The sequence below is a fragment of the Mycolicibacter virginiensis genome (assembly GCF_022374935.2).
Classification (GTDB): domain Bacteria; phylum Actinomycetota; class Actinomycetes; order Mycobacteriales; family Mycobacteriaceae; genus Mycobacterium; species Mycobacterium virginiense.
Genome location: NZ_CP092430.2, coordinates 4,298,513 through 4,317,795, shown reverse-complemented (window position 1 = coordinate 4,317,795; position 19,283 = coordinate 4,298,513). Strand labels below are relative to the sequence as shown.

The 19,283-nt window shown below is 67.6% G+C and carries 21 protein-coding genes; 8 read left to right on the top strand and 13 right to left on the bottom strand.

The features are described 5' to 3' along the window. Nucleotides 1-2: 2 nt before the first annotated feature. From MJO54_RS20935 to fadD3, 8 genes are read right to left on the bottom strand one after another with little or no spacing between them, the layout of a single operon-like run. Complete coding sequence (locus MJO54_RS20935; RefSeq protein ID WP_046285765.1) at nucleotides 3-398, bottom strand: heme-binding protein; 396 nt, start codon at nucleotides 396-398, stop codon at nucleotides 3-5. 45 nt (nucleotides 399-443) lie between these two features. After that, nucleotides 444-1,619, bottom strand: a complete 1,176-nt coding sequence (locus MJO54_RS20930) for a pyridoxal phosphate-dependent aminotransferase (protein ID WP_240175415.1) — start codon at nucleotides 1,617-1,619, stop codon at nucleotides 444-446. A 4-nt stretch (nucleotides 1,620-1,623) separates the two neighbouring features. Then, nucleotides 1,624-2,820 (bottom strand): alpha/beta hydrolase family protein, encoded by a 1,197-nt coding sequence (locus MJO54_RS20925; RefSeq protein WP_082108366.1) that lies wholly within the window; start codon nucleotides 2,818-2,820, stop codon nucleotides 1,624-1,626. After that, a complete protein-coding gene (locus MJO54_RS20920) occupies nucleotides 2,817-3,803 on the bottom strand; it encodes a bile salt hydrolase (protein ID WP_046285767.1) in 987 nt (328 codons plus the stop codon). Before MJO54_RS20920 ends, MJO54_RS20925 begins: the two co-directional genes overlap by 4 nt. 19 nt (nucleotides 3,804-3,822) lie before the next feature. Then, nucleotides 3,823-4,770: an acyl-CoA dehydrogenase IpdE2 gene (gene ipdE2 / locus MJO54_RS20915; protein ID WP_046285768.1), complete on the bottom strand. Its 948-nt coding sequence runs from the start codon at nucleotides 4,768-4,770 to the stop codon at nucleotides 3,823-3,825. Beyond that, nucleotides 4,771-5,736, bottom strand: coding sequence for an acyl-CoA dehydrogenase family protein (locus MJO54_RS20910; RefSeq protein ID WP_046285769.1), 966 nt, complete (start codon nucleotides 5,734-5,736; stop codon nucleotides 4,771-4,773). Further along, nucleotides 5,733-6,866 carry an acyl-CoA dehydrogenase family protein gene (locus MJO54_RS20905; protein WP_046285770.1) on the bottom strand — a complete coding sequence of 378 codons (1,134 nt, stop codon included), beginning with the start codon at nucleotides 6,864-6,866 and terminating at the stop codon, nucleotides 5,733-5,735. The genes MJO54_RS20910 and MJO54_RS20905 overlap by 4 nt, the downstream gene beginning before the upstream one ends. Next, nucleotides 6,867-8,411 carry a 3-((3aS,4S,7aS)-7a-methyl-1,5-dioxo-octahydro-1H-inden-4-yl)propanoate--CoA ligase FadD3 gene (gene fadD3 / locus MJO54_RS20900; protein ID WP_240175414.1) on the bottom strand — a complete coding sequence of 515 codons (1,545 nt, stop codon included), beginning with the start codon at nucleotides 8,409-8,411 and terminating at the stop codon, nucleotides 6,867-6,869. A 106-nt stretch (nucleotides 8,412-8,517) separates the two neighbouring features. On the opposite strand from fadD3, the gene ipdE1 reads away from it, so the two are divergent. The 5 genes from ipdE1 to MJO54_RS20875 are packed head-to-tail and all read left to right on the top strand — an operon-like array spanning nucleotide 8,518 to nucleotide 12,906. Further along, on the top strand, nucleotides 8,518-9,672 hold the full coding sequence (gene ipdE1 / locus MJO54_RS20895) for an acyl-CoA dehydrogenase IpdE1 (RefSeq protein ID WP_046285772.1): 1,155 nt from the start codon (nucleotides 8,518-8,520) through the stop codon (nucleotides 9,670-9,672). Continuing rightward, nucleotides 9,669-10,457 carry a (5R,7aS)-5-hydroxy-7a-methyl-1-oxo-2,3,5,6,7,7a-hexahydro-1H-indene-carboxyl-CoA reductase gene (gene ipdF, locus MJO54_RS20890; protein WP_046285773.1) on the top strand — a complete coding sequence of 263 codons (789 nt, stop codon included), beginning with the start codon at nucleotides 9,669-9,671 and terminating at the stop codon, nucleotides 10,455-10,457. The genes ipdE1 and ipdF overlap by 4 nt, the downstream gene beginning before the upstream one ends. A gap of 4 nt (nucleotides 10,458-10,461) precedes the next feature. After that, entirely contained in the window at nucleotides 10,462-11,040 is a 579-nt protein-coding gene (kstR2, locus tag MJO54_RS20885) for a TetR family transcriptional regulator KstR2 (protein WP_046285774.1), read from the top strand. A gap of 1 nt (nucleotide 11,041) precedes the next feature. Continuing rightward, the gene (fadA6, locus tag MJO54_RS20880; RefSeq protein WP_064889277.1) at nucleotides 11,042-12,220 is read left to right on the top strand and encodes a steroid 3-ketoacyl-CoA thiolase FadA6; all 1,179 of its coding nucleotides are present in this window, start codon (nucleotides 11,042-11,044) and stop codon (nucleotides 12,218-12,220) included. Between the two features lie 11 nt (nucleotides 12,221-12,231). Next, on the top strand, nucleotides 12,232-12,906 hold the full coding sequence (locus MJO54_RS20875) for a TetR/AcrR family transcriptional regulator (RefSeq protein WP_064889278.1): 675 nt from the start codon (nucleotides 12,232-12,234) through the stop codon (nucleotides 12,904-12,906). An 18-nt stretch (nucleotides 12,907-12,924) separates the two neighbouring features. Here the strand turns inward: MJO54_RS20875 and MJO54_RS20870 are convergent, their stop codons facing one another. Continuing rightward, nucleotides 12,925-13,530, bottom strand: a complete 606-nt coding sequence (locus tag MJO54_RS20870; protein ID WP_105295067.1) for a TetR/AcrR family transcriptional regulator — start codon at nucleotides 13,528-13,530, stop codon at nucleotides 12,925-12,927. Nucleotides 13,531-13,616: 86 nt separating this feature from the next. On the opposite strand from MJO54_RS20870, the gene MJO54_RS20865 reads away from it, so the two are divergent. From MJO54_RS20865 to MJO54_RS20855, 3 genes are all read left to right on the top strand, one after another. Beyond that, nucleotides 13,617-14,303: a DUF899 domain-containing protein gene (locus MJO54_RS20865; RefSeq protein WP_064889280.1), complete on the top strand. Its 687-nt coding sequence runs from the start codon at nucleotides 13,617-13,619 to the stop codon at nucleotides 14,301-14,303. 34 nt (nucleotides 14,304-14,337) lie between these two features. Next, nucleotides 14,338-14,727 (top strand): VOC family protein, encoded by a 390-nt coding sequence (locus tag MJO54_RS20860; RefSeq protein ID WP_350355693.1) that lies wholly within the window; start codon nucleotides 14,338-14,340, stop codon nucleotides 14,725-14,727. A gap of 139 nt (nucleotides 14,728-14,866) precedes the next feature. Continuing rightward, nucleotides 14,867-15,784, top strand: coding sequence for a type IV toxin-antitoxin system AbiEi family antitoxin (locus MJO54_RS20855; protein ID WP_240175412.1), 918 nt, complete (start codon nucleotides 14,867-14,869; stop codon nucleotides 15,782-15,784). A gap of 9 nt (nucleotides 15,785-15,793) precedes the next feature. Here the strand turns inward: MJO54_RS20855 and ipdC are convergent, their stop codons facing one another. Genes ipdC through echA20 form a run of 4 tightly spaced genes read right to left on the bottom strand, consistent with a single transcriptional unit; the run spans nucleotide 15,794 to nucleotide 19,243 of the window. After that, nucleotides 15,794-16,864, bottom strand: a complete 1,071-nt coding sequence (ipdC, locus tag MJO54_RS20850; RefSeq protein WP_240175411.1) for a (3aS,4S,5R,7aS)-5-hydroxy-7a-methyl-1-oxo-octahydro-1H-indene-4-carboxyl-CoA dehydrogenase — start codon at nucleotides 16,862-16,864, stop codon at nucleotides 15,794-15,796. Then, a complete protein-coding gene (ipdB, locus tag MJO54_RS20845; RefSeq protein ID WP_240175410.1) occupies nucleotides 16,861-17,613 on the bottom strand; it encodes a cholesterol ring-cleaving hydrolase subunit IpdB in 753 nt (250 codons plus the stop codon). The genes ipdC and ipdB overlap by 4 nt, the downstream gene beginning before the upstream one ends. Further along, the gene (ipdA, locus tag MJO54_RS20840; protein WP_240175409.1) at nucleotides 17,610-18,488 is read right to left on the bottom strand and encodes a cholesterol ring-cleaving hydrolase subunit IpdA; all 879 of its coding nucleotides are present in this window, start codon (nucleotides 18,486-18,488) and stop codon (nucleotides 17,610-17,612) included. The genes ipdB and ipdA overlap by 4 nt, the downstream gene beginning before the upstream one ends. Next, nucleotides 18,485-19,243 carry a (7aS)-7a-methyl-1,5-dioxo-2,3,5,6,7,7a-hexahydro-1H-indene-carboxyl-CoA hydrolase gene (gene echA20 / locus MJO54_RS20835; RefSeq protein WP_046286003.1) on the bottom strand — a complete coding sequence of 253 codons (759 nt, stop codon included), beginning with the start codon at nucleotides 19,241-19,243 and terminating at the stop codon, nucleotides 18,485-18,487. Before echA20 ends, ipdA begins: the two co-directional genes overlap by 4 nt. Nucleotides 19,244-19,283 lie beyond the last annotated feature (40 nt).

The window sequence follows — 19,283 nt, the reverse complement described above, 5'->3', positions numbered from 1 at the left end:
ACCTACTTGCTGACGGTCTCCAGCAGGGTGGCCAGCTGGGTCGGAGAGACCGCGATGCCGCACTGACTCTTCAGGTCGGTGAGCGGCTGGGCGATGCCCTGCAGGGTGGCCAGCTGGTCGAGGTGGCCGATGAAGTAACCCTGCACCGAAGACTTGGCCTGGTCCGCCGGCATGGTGGCCGCCGAGGTCAACACGTCGTTGGTCTCCGGGTGGTCGTTGAGGAATCCACCGGCCTGGCTCAGCACGCCACTGGCAGTGTTGGCGAGCCCGGCGGCCGTGCAGGCTCCCGGTGCGGCGTCGGCCGGGTTGCTGGCCGTCAGCGTGGATGCGGCCACCGCCCCGAGGATGCCGAGGGCTGCCGCGCCGAGCGCCAGGCCAGAAGTCGTGGTGATGCGCATAGCAGTGGTCCCTTCGATCAGGTATTTCCAGCTTGGAAGGTAAACCTACCGGAGCGGCAGCCAACCGCGGAGTCGGCGCAATGCTTCCTCGATGTCGGCGGTGGGGCCGGCGAACGACAGTCGGACGTAGGTGTTGCCGCGCTCGGTGTCGAAGTCGACCCCCGGCGTCAGCGCCAGACCGGTGTCGGCCAGCAGGCGCGCGCAGAACGCCAGCGAATCGTCGGTGTGCTCTGCGAGGTCGGCATAGACATAGAAGGCCCCGTCGGTGGGAGCCAACCGATCGATGCCCATGCTCCGCAGCCCGCCCAGCAGCAGCTCCCGGTTGGCGGAGTAGTGCCGCAGATGGCCTTGCGCTTCGGCGATCGCCTCCGGCGTGAACGCGGCGACCGCCGCATACTGGGCCAGCACCGGAGGGCAGATGGTGAAGTTGCCGGTCAGACAATCCACCGCGCGGCGCAGTGCCGGCGGCACCAGCAGCCAGCCCAATCGCCAGCCGGTCATCGCAAAGTACTTCGAGAAGCTGTTGGCTACCACCGCGTTTCGTGAGGTCTCCCACGCGCAGCTGGTCTGCGGGGCGCCCTCGTAAACCAGGCCGTGATACACCTCATCGCTGATCAACCGCACCCCGGCGGCGTCGCACCAGGCGGCGATCGCGGCCAGCTCCGCCGGCTCCATCACGGTCCCGGTCGGATTGGCCGGGCTCGCGACGATCACCCCGGCCAACGGCCCGGGGATTTCGGCGAGCATAGCTGCGGTGGGCTGGAAGCGGGTCTCGGGCCCGCACGGGATCTCGACCACCTCGCAGCCCAGCGCGGTCAGGATGTTGCGGTAACAGGGATAGCCGGGGCTGGCGATCGCCACCCGGTCGCCGGCGTCGAAACAGGCCAAAAAGGCCAGCAGGAATCCGCCCGACGAGCCGGTGGTCACCACCACGTCGTCGGGGTCGACGGACAGTCCGTAGCGGTCGGCGTATGAGCCGGCGATGGCCGAGCGCAGCTCCGGGATGCCCAACGCGACGGTGTAGCCCAGTTCGTTGGCCTGCAGGGCCGCCGCGGCGGCGGCACGCACCGGTTCGGGCGCGCCCACGCTGGGCTGGCCTGCCGACAGGTTCACCAAATCGCCATGGCTGCGCTGGCGTTCGGCGGCGGCCAGCCATACGTCCATCACGTGGAACGGCGGGATACCGGCGCGTAGTGCCGTGCGGTCGAGATGGTTGGTCATGCGATCACCCTGTCATCAGTTGATGGAGGAATCGGGTGGAGTCCGGCATGGAGGCGAGCACCGTGCCCGAATGGTCTTGGTCGGGATAGATGTGCAGCTCGACATTCTCGCCGTTGTCGATCAGCTGCTGGTAGAGCGTCTGACTGGACCGGGGCGGCACGTCGGTGTCGCGCAGGCCGTGCCCGAGAAATATCGGCCGGTCATACCCGTCGGTCGGGGTGCCCATGAACCGATCGAGGGCAGCGCCGATACCGTCCAGCGAACTCACCGGCGCGCTGAACAGCTCGTGCAGCGTGGTTCCCGCCACCTGCTGATCCAGCTCCGTTTTGCACACCGTTTCGGCCCGGTCTGCCAGTTCGCGCCCGCGTGGAGTCAGCACGCTATCGAGGGGAATCTCGGGATGCGCTTCGCGCAGGGCAGCCACGATGTACGAGGTGTAGCTGATCGCCGCGGGGGGCACCGCCTGCGGCGGCAGATCGGGGCCGGCCTCCATGACCAGTCGTTCGATGTTGGCCGGGGTGCCGGTGGCCACCACGCCGCGATAATCCAGGCCGGTGCCGGCGGTGAGTCTGCTGGCCCACCAGGCGCTGTTGATCGCCGCGCCGCCGCCCTGGGACTGGCCGACGATCGCCCACTTGGGGGACAGCGGCAGGTCCATCTGGTGGACGGCTCGCACGGAGTCGATCACCGAGTGCGCTTCGGTGGCGCTGTTGAGATAGCTCATCAGCCCTGGCGTGCCGAGCCCGACGTAATCGGTGCCGACCACCACATAGCCCTGGTCGAGCCAGTGCGAAAGGTACTCGTTGTCGCGGGGACTGCGTGGCCGGGCTGAGGGGGTGCAGTCGTCGCCGAGGCCGACGGTGCCGTGCGCCCACGCGATCACCGGCCACCCGCCGGCCGGGGGCGCTCCGTGCGGCACGAAGACCGCGGCGGTGCTCACCGCGGGCCGGGCGTGCTGATCGGGTGTGGCGTACAGGATCCGGAAGGCGTTGGCGGCGCCGGTCACCGATAACGCTGGGTCGAGCGGCACCGAGGTGATCAGATCCCCTTCGGCGGGAATGGGACCGGCGTATGCGCGCGCGTCCAGCCCGGACCACTGCGGCCCCGGTTCAGCGGCTGCCGATGCGGCCAGCACTAGGGCGATCAGCCCAGCTGACAGCGAGGCGGCAGCCAGGTGGCGGCCGCGGCGAATCGAACTCATCGGTTCAAGCCGAGGAATGAGAACGGCTCGGCCACTACGAAGTCCGACGATGTCTCCCCGGCGAAGACGTTGCTGTCATCGGAGCCCAGGTCGAGCTTGCGAACCGCGGCGCCCTCGGTGAAGTCGAGCTTGGCCAGGTCCACCCAGAACACGTTGGGCGTCAGCGCAGACTCGAAGCAGTACAGCTTGCGGGTGTGGTGGGCGACCGTGCGCCAGCGGGTCGAGGAGATATTCGGTTCGCCCGGTGTAGAGATGCCGAATGGCACCGACACGTTGCGCACCACGCTGAGCACCGAGGCGAGTGCGATCTTCATATCGTCGGATTTCGGAATCGCGTTGACGTAGAACGAAGCTCGGGCGAATCGGTCCGCGGCCCGATTGGTGCCCGGCAGCATGACGGTGCCGCCGAGCTGCTCCCAATAGGCGTTGACCGCGAGCTGCTGATCAAAAAGTGGCGAGTTCGTCATCACTTGGTACTGACGCCCGTGGTGGATGACCTGCTTGCCGTCAACGTATTCCACGATCGCACTGTCACCAGTCGCGTCCGACAGTGACAGGTGCAGAGTGGCCAGCCGGTCCTCGCCGGGAACGCCGTCGGTAACCACATCGAACGCCCCGGTGCTCAGCGCTGCGACGGCTTCGGCGACAGTGGCGAAGTTGTCCAGGGCGTATTGCGCCCAGACCGAGATGCACAGTCCGGGCCGGCTTCCGTCGTACTTCGGATACACCGACTCCGCCAACCAGAGCAGGTTGGCGGACAACCCGGCTTCGTTCAAGCCGTCGGTGGTGCAGATGTCGTAGCCGGTGGCCACCACACTGCCGTACTTTGCGGTCCAGGTCGCGGAGTTCGCCCCAGCTCGACCATCGCGTTTCACACCCCTCGGCAACGACCACAAATTGGTCGCCAGATCCAACTTCCAGTCCATGGACCGGCCGGTGATGATGTTGCCGTTCGGGCCGAGATAAACCAGTCGGGTGCACATGCGGCTACCGTACGGGGCTCTAGAGCACCTCGGCCTGCAACCGGCGAAGATGCTGTGCCGGCAGGCCGAGCAACTGTGAACTGCCGTGCGCGCGTTTGAAGTACAGCTGGATGTCACTTTCCCAAGTGATCGCGATACCGCCGTGCAGCTGCACCGCCTCGCCGGCCACCTTGGAAAACGCCTCGCTGGCGACCACCCGCGCCAGCGCGGCCGAGGTCGGCGAAGGCTCGGCGATGGCGTCCTCGACAACGGCGCGCGCGGCCGACACGGCCACGTACAGGTCGGCCATCCGATGCTTGAGCGCCTGGAAACTGCCGATCGGCCGGCCGAACTGCACCCGGCTCTTGGTGTACTCCACGGTCAGGTCCAGGCAGCGGGCGGCGGCGCCGATCTGCTCGGCCGCCAGCAGGATCGCCGCGTAGTCCGCGATCCCGGGATCGTCGCCGATGGGCGCGGTGGCGGTGGCGGTGATCCGGCCCAAGCGCCGGGTGGGGTCCATGGTGGCCACCGGCTCGGTGCTGAACTCGGTCCAGCGGGTGAGCTGGCTACCGTCGGTGCCGACAACGACGTCGGCGATGTCGCCATTAGCCGCGTAACCGTCGTCGAAGACGACCGCTCCGATCGCACCGCCCTCTGCGAGCTGTTCCAATGCTTCGGCATCGGGCTCGGGCGCGGCCAGCAGCGCCAGCTCGGCCAGAATGGTTCCCAGCAGCGGAGTGGGCACCAATGCCTTGCCCAGCTCTTCGAGAACGACTGCGGCGTCGCCCAGTTCGCCCCCAGCGCCGCCGAGCTCCTCGGGCACCACCAGGGCGGCGGCGCCGACCTGCTCGCACAGCAGCCGCCACAGGGTCTCGTCGTAGCCGCGCTCGGATTCCATCGCCACCCGTACTGCTTCGGGGGTAGCGTGCTTGTCGACCAGTGCGGCCACGGTCTGGCGCAGCAGGTCGCGTTCGTCGTTACGGGCCACTTAGATCGCCTCCAACACTCGCCGCCGGTGAGCGGTCGCATCACCCCACGCGGGACGCAGGGCCTGCACCCGCAGCAGCCACAGCGACAGGTCGCACTCGCTGGTGAAGCCGATCGCGCCGTGGGTCTGCAGTGCTGAATGCGCGGCCAGCAGGGCGGCATCGGACGCGGCCACCTTGGCGGCGCTGACGTCGCGGGCGGTGTCGGCCGAGTTGTCCGCGAACGACAGAGCCGCCCCGTACACCAGTGGGCGGGCCAGCTCAAGCGCGATGTGCACGTCGGCCAGCTTGTGCTTGATGGCCTGGTAGCCGCCGATCACCCGCCCGAACTGGGTGCGCTGCTTGGCGTAGTCGACGGCGGTGTTCAGCATCGCCTGCCCGGCACCGATGAGTTGCGCGGCGGTGGCCAGGGCACCCATCTCGTAGGCGCGGGCGGTGTCGGCATTCCAGGAGTCGCCGGTCGCGGTCACGTCGAAGACGCCGCGGCTGGGGTCTACCGAGGCGTGGCGGGTGCCGGCCTGTGCCGTGCCGGCCTGGCCGTTCTCGGCCAGCAGCACCACGTCGGCGGCCTGAGCATCCAGGGCCCGCGGAGTGTGCGGTGGCAGTGCCACGGTGGCGATCAGCTCACCGGCGGCCAGCCCGGACAGCTGTGACCCGGCATCAGGTGAGCCGGCCAGCAGAATCGGTGCCACCGCGATGGACTCCACCACCGGCCCCGGCACGCACCAGCGGCCGAGCGCTTCGATGGCCAACACCAGGTCGACGGGATGGGCGCCGATGCCGTCGAACTCCTCCGGCACTGCCAGCGCGGTCACGCCGAGTTCGGCCAGCTGATTCCAGACCTGACGGCCCCGTTCGGCGTCGCCCTGCGACCAGGCGCGCACCGCGCCGGGCACGTCAGCGGCACCCAGGGCGGCGTCGATGCTGGCCGCAAAGTCGCGCTGCTCTTGGTCTAGATCGAATTTCATTTCTTCTCCCGGGGCAGGCCCAGCAGCCGCTCGGCGATGATATTGCGCTGAATCTCGTTGGTGCCGGCGTAGATCGGGCCGCCGAGCGAGAACAGGTAACCGTGGGTCCAGGCGTCGGCGAGCTCGCCGTCGGCGCCGCGGATGTCCAGACCGGTCTGGTGCAGGGCAACGTCGAGGTCGGACCAGAACACCTTGGTCACCGAGGACTCCGCGCCCAGCTCACCGCCGGCCTCCAGCCGGGTCACGGTGCCGAACGTCTGCAACCGGTAGGCCTGCGCCTTGATCCAGGCGTCGGCGACGCGGTCGGTGAACACCGGATCGCTGCCGTGCTGGCGCCACATGGCCGCCAACTTCTCAGCGCCCACCAGGAACCGGGCCGGGCTGCGCAGGCTCATGCCGCGCTCGTTGCTCGACGTGCTCATCGCGGCGCGCCAGCCTTCGTTCGGCACACCGATCACGTCGTTGTCCGGCACGAAGACATCGTCGAGGAAGATCTCGCCGAAGCCGGTCTCGCCGCCGAGCTGTTCGATGGCACGCACGGTGATGCCGTCGGCTTTCAGGTCGAACATGAAGTAGGTCAGGCCGTGGTGGCGCTGGGCTTCGGGGTCGGAGCGGAACAGCCCGAAGCCGCGTTCGCCGAATGGGGCCCGCGAGCTCCAGATCTTTTGCCCGTTGAGCTTCCAGCCGCCGTCGACCTTGGTGGCCGTCGAACGCAGCGACGCCAGGTCACTGCCGGACTCCGGCTCCGACCATGCCTGCGCCCAGATCTCCTCGCCGCTGGCCATCTTCGGCAGGATGCGGTCCAGCTGCTCTTGGGTACCGTGCGCAAACAGCGTCGGCGCCAGCATCGAGGTGCCGTTGGCGCTGGCCCGGCCGGGCGCACCGGCGCGGAAGTACTCCTCCTCGTACACCACCCACTGCAGCATGCTGGCGTCGCGCCCGCCGTACTTCTTCGGCCAGGCGATCACCGACAGGCCGGCGTCGAAGAGCACCTTGTCCCAGCGACGGTGCTGCTCGAAACCCTCGGCGGTGTCGTAGGACTCGGTCGGGAACTTGTCCCGATTGTCGTGGAGGAACTGGCGCACCTCGGCCCGGAAGGCCTCGGTCTCCTCGTCATAGTTCAAGTCCATCTAGGCCCACTCTCTCAATTCATGCTTGACCACCTTGCCGCCGGGATTGCGCGGTAGGGAGTCGGTGAAGGTCACCGATCTCGGTGCCTTGAAGTTCGCCAAATGTTCACGGGCGTAAGCGATCACTGCTTGTTCGTCGAGCGTCGATCCGGGTCGGCGGACGATGAAGGCGCGACCCACTTCGCCCATCCGCTCATCGGGAACGCCGATCACGGCCACGTCGGCCACGCCGTCGAGGCGGGCCAGTGCCTGCTCGATCTCGGCCGGATAGACGTTGAAGCCGCCGGAGATGTACATGTCCTTGAGCCGGTCGGTGATCCGCAGGTTCCCGGCCGCGTCCACGGTCCCGATGTCGCCGGTGTGCAGCCAACCCTGCTCGTCGATCGCCGCGGCGGTGGCCTCCGGGTCATCGAGGTAGCCGAGCATGATGTTGGCGCTGCGCAGCAGCACTTCACCGGAATCCGAGTCGCCGCCAGTGCTTTCCAACCGCAGCTCGAAGTCGCCGATCGGACGCCCGCAGGTGGTGGCGACGGTGACGGCGTCGTCATCGGCCCGGCACATGGTGCCGAACCCGCCGGACTCGGTCAGCCCGTACGCGGTGAGCACGATGTCGATGTCGAGTTCGGTCTGCATCCGCTCGATCAGCACGACCGGGACGGTGGCCGCTCCGGTGACTGCGAACCGCAGCGAGCTCAGGTCGTGTTGGTCACGCTCGGGGTGATCCAGCAGGGTCTGGTAGATGGTGGGCGGCCCGGGCAGCACGGTGATCCGGTGGGATTCGATGGCGTGCAGCGCAGCGGCCGGGTCGAACGTGACCTGCGGAATCAGGGTGGCCCCGGTCTGCAGGCAGGCCAGGATGCCGGCCTTGTAGCCGAAGTTGTGAAAGAACGGGTTGATGCACAGGTAGCGGTCCTGCGAGGTCATCTGACCACACTCCGCCCAGGCCGCCGGGCCGGCCAGCGACTGGCGGTGCGCGCAGAGCACGCCCTTGCTGCGGCCGGTGGTGCCGGAGGTGAACAGGATGTCGGACAGATCCTCGGGTCCGACGGCGGCGGCGCGGGCGTCGACGTCGGCGGCCGGCACCGCGGCACCGGCGGCGATGAACTCTTCCCAGGTGCCGTCTGCCACCTCTACGGGCACGCGGACAACGTGCTGCAGGTCGGGCAGCTGGTCTCGGTCCAGTTCGGTGAGCCGGTCGGTCTTGAGGAACCGGCCCATGCCCACCAGCACCTTGGCCTTGCTGCGGGACAGGATGTCGGTGGCCTCTGCGGCGGTGTAGCGGGTGTTCAGCGGCACCAGCACGCCGCCGGCGTAGTGAGTGCCCAGGCAGGTGATCACCCAGTGCCAGGTGTTGGGCGACCAGAGCGCAACCCGGTCGCCGGGCTGCACGCCCAGGGCGATCAGAGCCGCGGCGGCCCGCCGCACTTCGTCGCGCAGGGTCGCGTAGGTGAAGCGCTTGTCCTCGGTGACCAGGGCGTCATGGTCGGGCAGCGCACGCGCGATGTGGTCCAGGGCCGCAGGTGTGGTCTGCGGTTCTGTACTCATAGGCGCTGCTCCTCCCCGTCGCTGAACTCGGCATCGCCGTCAGCGCGGGCTCCCTGGGCTCGACGGCTCGTAGCCGAGCAAGTGCTTGGTAGGTTAGCCTACAAGGGTGCAAGCAGTCGAGGAGTTCCGGGCTGAGGTCCGTGCATGGCTGGCCGACAACCTGGTCGGGGAGTTCGCCGAGCTCAAGGGCCTCGGGGGCCCGGGGCGGGAGCATGAGGCGTTCGAGGAGCGGATGGCGTGGAACCGCCATCTCGCCGACGCCGGGCTGACCTGCCTGGGCTGGCCGGTGGAACACGGCGGGCGCGGCCTGTCGGTGGCGCACCGGGTGGCGTTCTACGAGGAGTACGCCAAGGCTGACGCGCCGGACAAGGTCAACCACCTGGGCGAAGAGCTGCTGGGGCCGACCCTGATCGCCTTCGGCACACCCGAGCAACAGCAGCGTTTCCTGCCCGGCATCCGCAATGTCACCGAGCTGTGGTGCCAGGGCTACTCCGAGCCGGGCGCCGGCAGTGACCTGGCCAATGTGGCCACCACCGCGGTGCTCGACGGCGCGGGTGAGCAGTGGCTTATTAATGGCCAGAAGGTCTGGACGTCACTGGCGCACCTGTCGCAGTGGTGCTTCGTGGTGGCCCGCACCGAGAAGGGCTCCAAGCGGCACAACGGACTGTCTTACCTGTTGGTGCCGTTGGACCAGCCCGGCGTCGAGATCCGGCCGATCGTGCAGCTCACCGGCACCTCGGAGTTCAACGAGGTGTTCTTCGACGACGCCCGCACCGACGCCGACCTGGTGGTCGGGGAGCCCGGTGACGGCTGGAAGGTCGCGATGGGCACGCTCACCTTTGAGCGTGGCGTGTCGACACTGGGCCAGCAGATCCGCTACGCCCGTGAACTGTCTTCGCTGGCTGAGCTCGCCGCGCGCAACGGCGCCGCCGAAGACCCGTTGATTCGCGAGCGGTTGACCCGATCCTGGGTCGGCCTGCGGTCGATGCGGTCCTACGCCATGGCCACCATGGACGTGGAGCAACCCGGCCAGGACAACGTTTCGAAGCTGTTGTGGGCCAACTGGCATCGCGATCTGGGTGAGCTGGCCATGGACATCATCGGACGTGACTCGATGGTGTTGCGCGACGGCGAGTTCGACGAGTGGCAGCGGCTCTACCTGTTTACCCGCTCGGACACCATCTACGGCGGGTCGAACGAGATTCAGCGCAACATCATCGCCGAGCGGGTTCTCGGCCTACCCCGGGAGGCAAAGGGATGAACCTGACGCAAGCGCCGGAAGAGATCGCCGGCCACGGCCTGCTGGCGGGCAAGACGGTTCTGGTGACCGCAGCCGCCGGTACCGGGATCGGCTCCACCACAGCGCGGCGCGCGCTGCTCGAAGGCGCTGATGTGGTGGTCTCCGACTACCACGAGCGCCGCCTCGGCGAGACCCGCGACGAACTGGCCGGCCTCGGGCTGGGCCGGGTCGAGGCGGTGGTCTGCGACGTCACCTCCACTGCTGCGGTGGACGCACTGTTCGACGAGGCCGTGGCAAAGATGGGCCGCCTCGACGTGCTGGTCAACAACGCCGGACTCGGTGGGCAGACCCCGGTCATCGACATGACCGACGACGAGTGGGACCGCGTGCTCAACGTGACCCTCACCTCGGTGATGCGGGCAACCCGGGCGGCGCTGCGCTACTTCCGCGGTGTCGAACACGGTGGCGTGATCGTCAACAACGCCAGCGTATTGGGCTGGCGTGCACAGCATTCGCAGTCGCACTACGCCGCGGCCAAGGCCGGCGTGATGGCCCTTACCCGGTGCAGCGCGATCGAGGCCGTCGAATACGGAGTGCGGATCAACGCCGTCTCGCCGTCCATCGCCCGGCACAAGTTCCTGGAGAAGACCAGCTCGGCCGAGCTGCTGGACCGCCTCGCCGACGGCGAGGCATTCGGTCGGGCGGCCGAGCCGTGGGAGATCGCCACCACTATCGCGTTCCTGGCCAGCGACTACTCCAGTTACCTCACCGGCGAAATCATCTCGGTTTCCAGCCAGCGCGCCTGATGCCATGACGCGCCGTGACGAACTCCTGAACCTGGCGGCGGCGATGATCGCCGAGCGTGGCCTGCGTGCCACGACCGTGCGTGACATCGCCGACGCTGCCGGGATCTTGTCCGGCAGTCTGTATCACCACTTCTCCTCGAAAGAGGAGATGGTCGACGAGGTGCTGCGCGACTTTCTGGACTGGCTGTTCGCCCGTTACCAGCAGATCATTGACAGCGAAACCGATCCGCTGGAGCGCCTCAAGGGACTGTTCCTGGCCTCGTTCGACGCGATCGAGCATCGGCACGCCCAGGTCGTCATCTATCAGGACGAAGCCAAGCGGCTGTCGTCTCACGACCGGTTCTCCTACGTCGACGAACGCAACCGTCAGCAACGCAAGATGTGGCTTGACGTGCTGCAGCAGGGCATTGAAGCGGGAATATTCCGACCCGACCTCGACGTCGACCTGGTCTATCGCTTCATCCGCGACACCACCTGGGTATCGGTGCGCTGGTACCAGCCGGGTGGCCCACTGACCGCCGAACAAGTCGGCAGACAATACCTCGCCATCGTGCTGGGTGGTATCACCAAAGAAGGAGTCTGAAATGGCTGCACAAGTCTCTGAAGCGTATGTCATCGACGCGGTTCGCACCGCCGTCGGCAAGCGCAACGGATCGCTGGCCGGCATTCACCCGATCGACTTGGGCGCGTTGGCCTTTCGCGGTCTGCTGGACCGCGTCGGCGTCGACCCGGCGGCCGTCGATGATGTGATCGCCGGCTGCGTGGACGCCGTTGGTGGCCAGGCCGGCAACATCGGCCGGCTCGCGTGGCTGGCGGCCGGCTTCCCCGAAGGGGTTCCCGGGGTGACCGTCGACCGGCAGTGCGGCTCCAGTCAGCAGGCCATTTCGTTCGGCGCGCAGGCGATCATGAGCCGCACCGCGGACCTGATCGTGGCCGGCGGCGTGCAGAACATGAGCCAGATCCCGATCTCGTCGGCAATGGTCGTCGGTGAGCAGTTCGGCTTCACCTCGCCGACCAACGAGTCGAAGAAGTGGTTGGAGCGCTACGGGGACGAGGAGGTTTCGCAGTTCCGCGGCGCCGAGATGATCGCCGAGCGCTGGGACATCTCCCGTGAGGACATGGAGCGCTTCGCGCTGCAGAGCCACCAGCGTGCGTTCACCGCGATCGCCGAGGGCCGGTTCGACAACGAGATCATCCCGGTCGATGTGGACGGCAACTCGTTCCACACCGACGAGTGCCCGCGCGAGTCCACGCTGGAGAAGATGGCCGGTCTCAAGACGTTGGTCGAGGGTGGTCGGCTGACCGCCGCGCTCTCCAGCCAGATCTGCGACGGCTCGGCTGCGGTGCTGCTGGCCTCAGAAAGCGCAGTGCAGGAGCACGGCCTCAAGCCGCGGGCCCGCATCCACCACATCAGCGCCCGTGGTGACGACCCGGTGATCATGCTGACCGGCCCGATTCCGGCCACCCGCTACGCGCTGGAGAAGACCGGCCTGAGCATCGACGATATTGATGTTGTTGAGATCAACGAGGCGTTTGCTCCGGTGGTGCAGGCCTGGATGAAGGAGTTCCCGATCGACCCGGCCAAGGTCAACCCCAACGGTGGGGCGATCGCGCTGGGCCACCCGCTCGGGGCGACCGGTGCCAAGCTGTTCACCACAATGCTCAACGAATTGGAGCGCACCGGCGGCCGCTATGGTTTGCAGACGATGTGCGAGGGCGGGGGCACCGCTAACGTCACGATCATCGAGCGCCTTGGCGGCTAAAATCGGTTTCCATGGAAACACCGACTCCGTCGGCACCAGGGGGGCGCCGGATTCGCGGACTCGACGCTGATCAGCGTCGGGCTCAGCGCCGTGAGCAACTCCTGACTGCAGCGTTCGAATTGTTTGCCCGAGACGGTTACGTCAATACCTCGATCGAGCAGATCTGCCAAACCGCCTACGTCGGCAACAAGGCGTTCTACGAGCTGTTCGACAGCAAGGAAGACTGTTACCTGGCGCTGATGAACGAGATCGGCGACCGCATCGAGGCAAGGGTCGAGGAGGAGTTGCTCCACGGCGCTCCCGCCGGCACCGACGAGACCGAAGAGGCGACGGTGCGTCGCGTTCTGACGGTGTTCGCCCATGAGCTGGTGGTCGACCCCCGGGTGGCCGTCGTTGCGTTCCGGGAAAGCACCGGAATCTCGCCGCGGGTGGAGGCGCAACGGCGGGCCAACCGCAAGTGGGCCGCGAACTTTATCGAGTCGTTCTGGCGCAGCAAGGCTCACCCCGGGGAGCCCGCCGACTATCGGGCGATGGCGGTGGCCACCGTCGGGGGGCTCTTCGAGATCGTCGCCGATTTCCTGCACCAGACCGATCCGCCCCGGTCGATCGACGATCTCACGCGTGACCTCACCGCGTTCCTGATCACCGTCAGCAAAGGGATCCATCTGCCCGCGCAAGCCAGCTGAAGCCGCGCAGTCGCCGCCTCACCCCACCAGCCCGGCGATGATGTCGTCGACCGTTCGCCCTGCCAGCGCGTCCAGGTCGGGGCGAGGAGCGCCGCGCAGCGGCCCGCGCAGGGCCAGCTCGGCGAATCCGTGCACGGCCGACCAGCACGGCCACTCCGCACCGGCGCGCCGGTTCGCGTGCAGCACACCGGCATCGGTCATCGCATCGAGTGCGTCGACCAGCGCGCGAAACGGTGGTGGGACTCCGTCGTCGTCGACTGAGGTGACCCCGGAGCCGAAGAAGGCCACGGTGAACCACCCGGGCTCGTCCAACGCGAACCCGATGTAGCCGAGTCCGACTGCGCGGAGCTGGTTGCGTGCCCGGTTCTGCGGTGAGCCCCGTCCGCTCACCGGTGGGAGCATGCGTGCGGCCATCCGGTCTCCGATGGCGATCGCGACGGCCCTCAGCAGTGCCTCGCGGTCGGCGAAGTGGCGGTATGCGGCGTTGGGGGAGACTCCGACGCGCCGGGTCGCCTCCCGGACCGTGAGAGCCTCTGGACCGCCGAGCCGAGTCAGCTGCAGGCCGGCGTCGATCAGCGCCGCTCCCAGGTCGCCATGGTGATAACCGGTCTTTGTCGCAGTCACCTCTTGACAGCCCCCTCGGGTTCAAGTGTACGGTGTGAACATAGCCAATGTAGACGCCGTACACATACCAATGGGGGGTTTCGCCGATGACGGGTTTCAAGGCGCCGCCGGTCGTGGATCACCAGACCTGGCAACGAGAAATCGACGCGTTGCGCGTCCGGGAAAAGGCGGCCACCCGCGAACTCGACGCGATCGCGGCGCTGCGCCGGCGCCTGCCGATGGTCGCCATGGACGACTATGTGCTCGAGGGTGAGCGGGGGCCCGTGCGCCTGCCTGAGGTGTTCGAGGGCAAGAGTCAACTGATCGTCTACCACCACATGTGGTCCCCGGGTCAGGAATGGCAGTGCCCGGGGTGCACCGGCTACACCGCGCAGTTCACCCGACTCGACTTCCTCGACGCTTATGACGCACGGTTCGTCATCGTCACGCAGGGGCCGATCGACGAAGCGATCGCCTACAAGCGGCGGGTCGGCAATCAGATGGCTTGGTACAGCACTGCCAACAGCCCGTTCGGAGCTGATGTCGGGGTACCGCCGGGCGGCCAATTCGCAGTGAATGTCTTTCTGCGACAAGATGACGCCGTCTACCGCACCTGGTTCACCAACCATCGCGGGGTTGAACAGCTCAGTCACGTGTTTCCGCTGATCGACGTGCTGCCTTATGGGCGTCAGGAAGAGTGGCAGGACTCGCCCGACGGCTGGCCGCAGGGTCCCACCTACAGTCGCTGGGCCAGCTCGCCGGAGATCGCTCAGCTATACGGCTCGAATTCGTAGTTTCCCCAACCCATCCCAACCCCGAAGGAGCATGATGAGCGCTGCCAAGATCGGCTTGAAGACGATCAACCTCGTGTGCGTGCCGACCGTTGATCAGGCCAAGGCCGTGGCTTTCTACGAGTCGCTGGGCTTCGAGAAACGTACCGACATCGACATGGGTGACGGCTACCACTGGATCGAGGTCTATCCGCCCACCGGCTTGGCCGGCATCGCCCTGGCCCCGCCGCCGCCGGAGAGCGGGCCGGTCGAGCCGACCGACACCGGTATCGCCCTGACCACCGATGACATCGACGCCACACATGCCGCGATGAAGGAACTCGGGGTCGACGTCGACGCTCAAGTGGCGCGGATGGGGGACCCGGTTCCGCCGATGTTCTGGTTCCGCGACCCGACCGGGCACACCCTGATGGTGGTCGAGGCCTAGCCACCCGACTAACCCGCGCCCCTCCGCCGAGCGGCAATCTCACGACGCTGCCACCGCGTGTCGTGTCGTGAGATTGCCACTCGCGCCCTGTGGATGGGTGTCAGCGTGCTGCGCGCGACCTCCGGCATGCTTTCGGACCATGGAGGAACCGGCCTGGCCATTCCTGGGGCAGGAGGCGCTGGCTGCCAAGGCCCTCCCCGAGCGGGCGATGCGGGCGCTCTACGAGCCGGTCTACCCGGGCGTCTACGCGCCATGGGGCATCACGCTGACGGCGCGACAACGGGCGGTCGCGGCGTGGCTGTGGTCCCGCCGCCGCGGCGTGGTCGCCGGCAACTCCGCCGCTGCGCTCCTCGGCGCGAAGTGGATGAGTGACGCGCTGAACGCCGAGCTCGTGCACGACAACCGCCAGCCCCCGCCGAAGCTCGTCGTCTACCGAGACACGCTCAAACCGGACGAGGTGACGACGGTCGACGGGATTGCGGTCACCAGCCCGGCACGCACCGCCTTCGACATCGGCCGGCGAACCAGGTCGCGGACTGCTGCCGTGCAGCGCCTTGACGCGCTGGCGAGTGCCACCGGGATCGGAGTCGCCGACGTCGAGGCAGTCATCTCCGCGCATGGCGGGGCACGGGGCCTGAACCGGCTGCGCGCGGTGCTGCCGCTTATAGACAGCGGCGCCGAGTCTTATCCGGAGAGCCACGTCCGGCTGGTGTTGATCGACGCCGGGTTGCCGCGCCCGGAGACCCAGATCGTGGTCTGCGACGACTACGGGCAATTCGTGGGCCGGGTCGATATGGGCTACCGGGAGCTGAAGGTCGGAATCGAATACGACGGTGCGCAGCATTGGACCGACCCGACGCAACGGCAGCGTGACATCGACCGTCACGTGGCACTGGCCGAGGCGGGCTGGGTGATCATTCGGGCCAGCTCGGAGCTGCTGCGCTACCGGCGGGCGACGCTGATTGGTCGGGTCGAGCACGCGATGTACGCCGCCAGCTGGGCCCGACCCTCCGCGAGCGGCAACCTCACGACGCCGCCGCGGGGTGTCGCGTCGTGAGATTGGCGCTCAGGCGATGTGGGACGACGCGGCCTTCAGGTGCTCAACAGCCTCGTCGACGATCGAGGTGATCAGCTCGGCGCAGGACGGCAGGCTGTCCAGAATGCCCGCCACCTGACCCGAGGCCAGCACGCCGGCTTCGGTGTTGCCTTCCACCAGGCCGGCTTTGAGCAGCATCGGGGTGTTGGCGGCCATCAGCACCTGCGACCAGGTGAGTTCCTTGCCGTGCCGCATCGCCAGCCCGTCTTTGACCATGGTCGGCCAGCTCATCTGCGACATCTTCTTGAACTTCGCCGCGTTGCGGATAGCAGCGCTGAAACCGCGTGCCCGCGAACCGCTTTCGAGCTTCTCCACCAGCTCAGTGCGCAGCACCCGGTGCGGCATGCCGTCGACTCGGGTGGAAACCACGGTGCCGCTCAGGTCGGCGGCCAGGTAGCGCTGTTTGACCGAATCCGGAACGGTGGAGTCGCTGGTCAACAGGAACCGGGTGCCCATCGCGACACCGGTCGCACCGTAGGACAGCGCGGCGGCCAGGCCGCGGCCGTCGAAGAAGCCGCCGGCGGCGATCACCTGCACGCCGGTGCCGGCGACTGCGTCAAGCACCGACGGAAGAAGCAGCGTGGTGGCGACCGGGCCGGTGTGCCCGCCGCCCTCGCCGCCCTGCACGATCACCGCGTCGGCGCCCCAGGACGCCACCTTCTTGGCGTGCTTGGCCGCGCCTACCGACGGGATCACTACGGAACCAGCCTCTTTGAGCTTGGCGATCAGCTCGGCCTTGGGGGCCAGCGCGAACGAGGCAACCTTGACGCCCTCGCGGATCATCAGGTCCACCCGGTCACCGGCATCGGCGCCGTCGGCACGGATGTTGACCCCGAAAGGCTTGTCGGTGGCCGACTTCACCTTGGCGATCGCAGTAGCCAGCTCATCGATGGTCATGGTCGCCGAGGCCAGGATGCCCAGTCCGCCGGCGTTGGCGGTGGCCGACACCAGTCGGGCGCCGGCCACCCAACCCATCCCGGTCTGCACCACCGGGTGTTCGATGCCGACCAGTTCGGTCAGCGGGGTGCGCAGGCGGCTCACGCCCTTACCTCTTTGTCCCGCAGCGCCTTCGGGTCGATGACCTCGCGGATCAGCCGCAGTTCCTCGACCTCGGGCAGCCGGGTCGTCGCAGCGTCGGCCAGGCCGTGCACCTCGAACGAGGTGTTCTCGGCGACCTCATCGGCGGTGACGCCTGGGTGCAGCGAGACCGCACGCATCTGGTGGTCGGGGCCGTTGAAGTCGAACACCCCGAGGTTGGTCACCACGCCGCCCAGGTTGAAGAACCGGAACGCCGGGTTGGCCGGGTCGACCTTGTCGTAGCCGATGCCCGAGACGATGTCGACGGCCTCGCAGAACACCCGTGACGAGTGAGCGCCCACCCAGTAGCTGGTGGTGTGGTTGATGGTGTTGCCTGGTGCGCCGCGGACCCCGAACATCTGCCGGGTGGGCTGCTGCAGCGGACCGAACGCCGACAGGTTCTGGTTGCCGTAGCGGTCGATCTGGTTGGCGCCCATGATCACATGGCGCCGGCCCCACGACAGGGTCTCGAAGACCCGGTTGAACGGCATCCAGCCTTCCAGCGGCCCGACCTTGCCGATCGCCGGGGTGTCGGCCAGGATGCGGGCCTCCCCGTCGGTGAGCACCAGGTCGGGGGAGAAGGTCAGGCGGGCCAGCCGGGCGCCGACCGAGGGCACCGTGGCCATGGGTGAGGCCATGATCTCGCCGGCGTCGCGGAACAGTTCGGCACAGGCGACGGCGCAGATCTCGGCGCGAGTGGGTGAGTCGGTCATGCTTGTGCCTCCGCTCCGAATGCCTTAACCGCCGCCTGGTAGTCGTCTTCGCTACCGGACAGGTAGGTGGCCTTGAACTCCGCCCAGGTCTCGTCGGACTTGGCGGCTTCGGCGTAGTGCCGCTGGAACTTCTCGTCGCGGCCGTAATCGGCTGCCCCGATGGTGAAGTGGGCTCCATTCGGGGCCTCCACCACTTTGTCCACCATCATCCGGTTGATCACCTGGGTCTGCGGCGACGTGCTGGCGATCAGCTCGTCGGTGGGCACGATCTTCTCCACCGACAGGAACCGGCGCTGCGCCGACATCAGGAACAGGTCGTCGAAGTACGGGTCGATCCCGGTGTAGGCGGCGTTGCCGCGCTCATCGCCGATGTTCATGTGCACGAACGCGGCGTCCAGGTTCAGCGCCGGCATCGCGACCAGGGTCTCGTGACCGCCCGCAACCGGGTACGGCGAGGTGACGGTCTTGAGTTCACCCTCCCAGAAGTCGATCACCGAGCTGCCCAGCCCGGCGCGGATCGGCAGGAACGGCAGCCGCTGGGCGGCGGCCTGCAGTCCGCAGCGCAGCATGCCCTCGTCCATTTCGCGGGCCTCGATGGCCCCGGTGGTGCGGGCCTTGGAGAACCACGGGTCGTAGAACGGGGGAGAGTCCAGGGAGACGAATCCGTAGTAGGCCCGGCGCACCTTGCCCGCCGAACACAGCAGGCCCAGATCCGGTCCGCCGTAAGTGACTACCGTCAGATCCTTGACGTCGGTGCGCAGGATGGCGCGGACGAACGCCATCGGCTTGCGGCGCGAGCCCCAGCCGCCGATACCGATCGTCATGCCGTCGCGCAGTTCGGCGACGGCGTCGTCGAGAGTCGTTACTTTGCTCATTTCTTGGCGCCCTTCTCGGTACCGGCGAACTCGTCGCGGTGCTCGTCGGCGACACCGGAGAGGTTGAGTTCAAAGGTGAAGCCCTGCTCCATGCGGTAGCTGGAGTTGACCTTCTGCACGTCGATGAGGTTGAGGGCTTCCTTGGCCGCCCGGATCACCCGAGTGTCCTTCGACGCGATGTCGCGGGCCACCCGCAGCGCGGCCTCGTCCAGCTCGGCGCGGGGCACCACCTCGTGCACCGATCCGTACTGGTGCAAGGTGGCGGCGCTGACGGTGGCCGCGGTGTAGAACAACCGGCGCATCATGTGCTGCGGCACCAATCGGGAGAGGTGGGTGGCCGCGCCGAGGGCGCCGCGCTCCACCTCGGGCAGGCCGAACTTGGCGTCGTCGGAAGCCACGATCACGTCGGCGTTGCCGACCAGGCCGATGCCGCCGCCGACGCAGAAGCCGTTGACTGCGGCGATCACCGGCACCGCACACTCGTAGACGGCCTTGAATGCCGCGAAGCAACCGCGGTTGGCGTCGATCAGGGCGGTGAAGCCCTCGGTGTTCTGCATCTCCTTGATGTCCACACCGGCGTTGAAGCCGCGGCCCTCGGCGCGAAGGATCACCGCGTGGGTGGACATGTCGTTGCCGGCGGCGGTGATGACCTCGCCGAGCTCGAACCAGGCCCGCGATGGCAGGGCATTGACCGGCGGGTAGTCGACGGTGACCGCGACGATCCCCGGTTCGACGGTTTTGGATGTGATCGGCATGGGCGGGACTTCCCTGTCGTATTGGGGCCTTGGAGTACCT

Excerpts from the sequence above, each read along its gene's own strand:
- ipdB (WP_240175410.1), bottom strand. The coding sequence starts at position 17,613 with ATGACCGACTCACCCACTCGCGCCGAGATCTGCGCCGTCGCCTGTGCC.
- MJO54_RS20860 (WP_350355693.1), top strand. The coding sequence starts at position 14,338 with ATGAGCGCTGCCAAGATCGGCTTGAAGACGATCAACCTCGTGTGCGTG.
- MJO54_RS20905 (WP_046285770.1), bottom strand. The coding sequence starts at position 6,866 with ATGGACTTGAACTATGACGAGGAGACCGAGGCCTTCCGGGCCGAGGTG.
- fadD3 (WP_240175414.1), bottom strand. The coding sequence starts at position 8,411 with ATGAGTACAGAACCGCAGACCACACCTGCGGCCCTGGACCACATCGCG.
- kstR2 (WP_046285774.1), top strand. The coding sequence starts at position 10,462 with ATGACGCGCCGTGACGAACTCCTGAACCTGGCGGCGGCGATGATCGCC.
- MJO54_RS20865 (WP_064889280.1), top strand. The coding sequence starts at position 13,617 with ATGACGGGTTTCAAGGCGCCGCCGGTCGTGGATCACCAGACCTGGCAA.
- MJO54_RS20910 (WP_046285769.1), bottom strand. The coding sequence starts at position 5,736 with ATGAAATTCGATCTAGACCAAGAGCAGCGCGACTTTGCGGCCAGCATC.
- MJO54_RS20930 (WP_240175415.1), bottom strand. The coding sequence starts at position 1,619 with ATGACCAACCATCTCGACCGCACGGCACTACGCGCCGGTATCCCGCCG.
- ipdF (WP_046285773.1), top strand. The coding sequence starts at position 9,669 with ATGAACCTGACGCAAGCGCCGGAAGAGATCGCCGGCCACGGCCTGCTG.
- MJO54_RS20875 (WP_064889278.1), top strand. The coding sequence starts at position 12,232 with ATGGAAACACCGACTCCGTCGGCACCAGGGGGGCGCCGGATTCGCGGA.
- echA20 (WP_046286003.1), bottom strand. The coding sequence starts at position 19,243 with ATGCCGATCACATCCAAAACCGTCGAACCGGGGATCGTCGCGGTCACC.
- fadA6 (WP_064889277.1), top strand. The coding sequence starts at position 11,042 with ATGGCTGCACAAGTCTCTGAAGCGTATGTCATCGACGCGGTTCGCACC.
- ipdA (WP_240175409.1), bottom strand. The coding sequence starts at position 18,488 with ATGAGCAAAGTAACGACTCTCGACGACGCCGTCGCCGAACTGCGCGAC.
- MJO54_RS20920 (WP_046285767.1), bottom strand. The coding sequence starts at position 3,803 with ATGTGCACCCGACTGGTTTATCTCGGCCCGAACGGCAACATCATCACC.
- MJO54_RS20935 (WP_046285765.1), bottom strand. The coding sequence starts at position 398 with ATGCGCATCACCACGACTTCTGGCCTGGCGCTCGGCGCGGCAGCCCTC.
- MJO54_RS20925 (WP_082108366.1), bottom strand. The coding sequence starts at position 2,820 with ATGAGTTCGATTCGCCGCGGCCGCCACCTGGCTGCCGCCTCGCTGTCA.
- MJO54_RS20855 (WP_240175412.1), top strand. The coding sequence starts at position 14,867 with ATGGAGGAACCGGCCTGGCCATTCCTGGGGCAGGAGGCGCTGGCTGCC.